We start from the raw sequence: 3,781 nt of genomic DNA on the forward strand, positions 1-3,781 counted from the left end.
CGCCTCGGGTCTGAAGGCTGACGAAATCGAACGCCGGCAGGTTGGAGAGCAGACGGGGCTGGAGGCCCAGCCGACACCCGGTGCCGCGCCGCCCGTCGTGCTGGGTGAACTTCCAGAAGCTGTGCTGGCGGCGGTGCGCGACGGAACCCCTCTGCTGGCCATGGTTCAAGAGGATGGCCTGGCCGATGGCGTAGGGCGACAGCTCGCCGACCTGGGGCTGTTCTCCTATGCCGGACAGGTGGGCGGCCTGCGCGCGCCTTGGATGGGAAACTGGAACTATGTGCGCAGCCATCCGACATTCGCGGGCATTCCTGTCGATTGCGGCATGAGCGTCCTGCATCAGGTCGAGGGCCAGCCTTCCAACGGCATGCTGATTGAGGGCGACGGCCTAGAGGTCATCGCCGCCTACAGCCGGGATCATGATCGTAAGAACGGGGCCGCCAGCTTCATCGCCAAGACGGGCGAAATGCGCGTTCTCGTTCATCGCCTGCCCGACATGGTCGCGCCGCTTCAAGATCGCTGGCTGCTCAACGCGGTCGACTGGCTGGGTGAACAAGACAAGGCAAGCAGAGGTGCTGTCAGTCCAACGACAACTCGTCTCCACTGAGTGGAGTCCGGGCTGGGGAGGGGATCCCTATGCGTCGAGCGTCTTCCACTCGGCCGGAGCGGCCGAGCGTTGGGCTTTGTATGTCTCTCTGCTGATGAGGTGGCGATCCTGATTGAAGTGGTTGTGAAAGGCGGCATGGACGAAGCTGAACTTCTGCAGCGTCTTCATCTGCCGGAACCTCACCATGGCGCGCTCTCGTCGTCGCAAGGGCAGGTGTGAGTTCTCGACCCTGTTGTTGGCCCAGAGGCCGATCTCCTGTTTGGAAGCGTTGCCGATCTCCTTCATCGCGGCCTTGTAGGAGCGCAGACCGTCGATCGCAATTGCCCTCACACGACCATGCCGCTTCATGATTTTCTTCATGAAAGTCAGCGCCGCAGCCTTGTCCCTGGTGTTTCTGGCAAAGGATTCCAGCACTTCACCCTCCTGGTCCACGGCCCGCCAGAGGTAGTGCATCTCGCCGTTGATCTTCACGTAGACCTCGTCGAGGTGCCATCGCCAATGCGTGAACGAGCGTATGCGCTGCACCCGCTTCCTGCGGATCTCCGCGGCGAACATCGGGCCGAAGCGGTTCCACCACAGCCGCACCGTCTCGTAGCAAATGTAGATGCCGCGCTCGGCCAGCAGGTCCTCCACGTTCCGCAGGGACAGCGGATACTTCACGTACATCATCACCACCGTTCGGATCACCTCTGGCGAACTGTCGAAGTAGCGGAACGGGTTGGTGCTGTTGGCCATATGGCGACGCTAGATGGGGATGACGACGGGGCAATCGGTTTGGGCTGGCAGAACCCCGCCCGGCGGTACTCAGCCGTAGATGCGACCCAGCAGGTCGATCAGGGTCTTCAGCTCCTCGGCCGTGAACCGGTCCGAGAACTTCAGCTCGTGCTCGCGCGACAGCTTCTTGACCTGCACCAGGAGCTTCTGACCATCAGGCGTGAGGTACAACTCGTGACGACGGCGATCGACAGTCGACCGTTGGCGCACGACTAGGGTGCGGCCCTCCAGCCGATCGATGATGGCCATGGTCGTCGCCCGGTCCATCCGCAGCGCGCCGCCGATGCCGATCTGCGATGTGCCAGGATTGGCCCCGACCAGCCACAGGGCACCGGCCTGCTTTTGCGTCAGGTCGACGGAAGCTAGGGTCTCGATCAGGCGGCGATGCATCGTTCCTTGGGCCTGCCGGACATGAAACCCTAGTACCTCATCCAGCCCGTCGAAGTTCAGCGCGGCGTTGGCACTGCCGATTTCCTCGGTCGGTGGAGCAAGGGTCTTGGTCTTCATCGTGACGCGGGTCCGGGTTGACGGGAGGAGGTGCCAGGCGGACGAACAACCCCGCACACAGGACTGTGTTAGCCACTTACTATCACAGAGGCGAGCCTTGGAGGTGGCCTGGCGGCTCGGGTCGCAGCGACTGCAACAAATCGACGATGGCGGCTCGTTCAACGGCAGACAAGCGGTGCGGCAGAAGCATTTCGTTCGCCCTGACATGTTCCCATGCACGCGCAGCGAGGTCTGCACCTCCACTGGTTAAGCTCAGGCCGTATGATCGGCCGTCGATCCGGTTCCTCTTGATCAGGCCACGTGCCGCAAAAGTCGCTGTCAATGGGGCCAGGTTGGCGCGCTGGATGCCCAGCACCTTGCCCAGTTCGGTTTGAGTTACGCCGGGGTTGGATTGGATCATCAGCAGGACCGTAAGATTGGTCATGGTCAGCGACAGGTCTGCCAGACGCTCACCCAGATCGGCCGCGACCAGCACCGACGCCTGCCGCAGCTGGAAGGCCATCAGGCCGTGAAATGGGTGGTTTAGCGTCGTTGGCACCGGCCTTTCGTCCTTCATCTTGAACAGAGTGCTTGAGCCGCACAACCGATATTGCTAGGAATCCGAACTATAAGAACATAAACCATTAGGGTGGCATCTTGTCTCAATCCAGTCAGACCCTCGTGCGCTCGTCCGGCGCAACCTTCCAACGGCTCAATCCCATGACCGGGGGGGTGGCCAGCGAGGCTCCTGCGGCGTCCGTTGCGGACGCGTCAGCGGCGGTGGATGCGGCTCAGAGCGCTCTGTCGGCCTGGAGTAACCTCGGTCCCAACGCGCGTCGCGCGATGTTGAACAAGGCGGCGGTCGCGCTGGAATCCAAAGCCGACGCGTTCGTCGAGGCGATGCAGAACGAGATCGGGGCGACGGAGGGCTGGGCCCGGTTCAACATGATGCTGGGCGCCGGGATGGTCCGCGAGGCGGCCGCCCTGACAACCCAGATCGGCGGCGAGGTGATCCCGTCCGACAAGCCCGGTTGCATTGCCATGGCGCTGCGCGAACCCGCCGGTGTCGTCCTGGGCATCGCGCCCTGGAATGCGCCGATCATCCTGGGCGTCCGCGCCATCGCCGTGCCGCTGGCGTGCGGGAACACCGTGGTGCTCAAGGCGTCGGAGACCTGCCCGCGCACCCATTCCCTGATCGTCGAGGCCTTCGCCGATGCGGGCTTCCCCGACGGCGTCGTCAATGTGGTCACGAATGCCCCGGCCGATGCCGGCGAGGTGGTCGGCGCGCTGATCGATCATCCGGCGGTCCGCCGCATCAACTTCACGGGCTCGACCGCCGTGGGGCGGATCGTGGCCAGGCGGGCCGCCGAGAACCTGAAGCCCGTGCTTCTGGAGTTAGGAGGCAAGGCACCGTTCGTGATCCTGGACGACGCCGACCTGGACGAGGCGGTCAAGGCCGCGGCCTTCGGTGCCTTCATGAACCAGGGCCAGATCTGCATGTCGACCGAGCGGATCATCGTCGTCGACGCCGTCGCCGACGCCTTCGTCGAGAAGTTCCGCGCCAAGGTCGCGACCATGGCGGTGGGCGATCCGCGTGAAGGCAAGACTCCGCTGGGCGCCGTGGTCGATCTGAAGACGGTCCAACATGTCGAGGGCCTGGTGGCTGACGCCTTGGCCGCCGGCGCCGTCAGCGTGACCGGGGGGGCCTCGGCCGGGGTACTGATGCCGGCGACGGTCGTCGACCGCGTAACGCCTTCGATGCGGCTGTTCAGCGAAGAAAGCTTCGGGCCTGTGGTCGCCGTGACCCGCGCCCGTGACGAGGCCCACGCCGTCGAACTGGCCAACGACACCGAATACGGCCTGTCGGCGGCGGTCTTTACCCGCGACATCGCGCGCGGCCTGAAGGTCGCCAAA

The 3,781-nt window shown here is 64.2% G+C and carries 5 protein-coding genes; 2 read left to right on the forward strand and 3 right to left on the reverse strand.

The window, feature by feature from the left end; translation table 11 throughout:
* A partial coding sequence (locus ACILQR_RS15950; RefSeq protein ID WP_395652352.1) for a hypothetical protein occupies nucleotides 1-607 on the forward strand: 607 nt, incomplete at its 5' end.
* A gap of 27 nt (nucleotides 608-634) precedes the next feature.
* On the opposite strand, the gene ACILQR_RS15955 is transcribed toward ACILQR_RS15950, so the two are convergent.
* From ACILQR_RS15955 to ACILQR_RS15965, 3 genes are all read right to left on the reverse strand, one after another.
* Nucleotides 635-1,342, reverse strand: coding sequence for an IS6 family transposase (locus tag ACILQR_RS15955; RefSeq protein WP_395652353.1), 708 nt, complete (start codon nucleotides 1,340-1,342; stop codon nucleotides 635-637).
* 69 nt (nucleotides 1,343-1,411) lie between these two features.
* On the reverse strand, nucleotides 1,412-1,888 hold the full coding sequence (locus ACILQR_RS15960; RefSeq protein ID WP_395652354.1) for a MarR family winged helix-turn-helix transcriptional regulator: 477 nt from the start codon (nucleotides 1,886-1,888) through the stop codon (nucleotides 1,412-1,414).
* Nucleotides 1,889-1,970: 82 nt separating this feature from the next.
* Nucleotides 1,971-2,444: a MarR family winged helix-turn-helix transcriptional regulator gene (locus ACILQR_RS15965; RefSeq protein ID WP_395652355.1), complete on the reverse strand. Its 474-nt coding sequence runs from the start codon at nucleotides 2,442-2,444 to the stop codon at nucleotides 1,971-1,973.
* A gap of 104 nt (nucleotides 2,445-2,548) precedes the next feature.
* Here ACILQR_RS15965 and ACILQR_RS15970 point away from each other — a divergent pair.
* A partial coding sequence (locus tag ACILQR_RS15970) for an aldehyde dehydrogenase family protein (protein WP_395652356.1) occupies nucleotides 2,549-3,781 on the forward strand: 1,233 nt, incomplete at its 3' end.

This window comes from Brevundimonas sp. (genome assembly GCF_044239655.1).
Lineage (GTDB): Bacteria > Pseudomonadota > Alphaproteobacteria > Caulobacterales > Caulobacteraceae > Brevundimonas.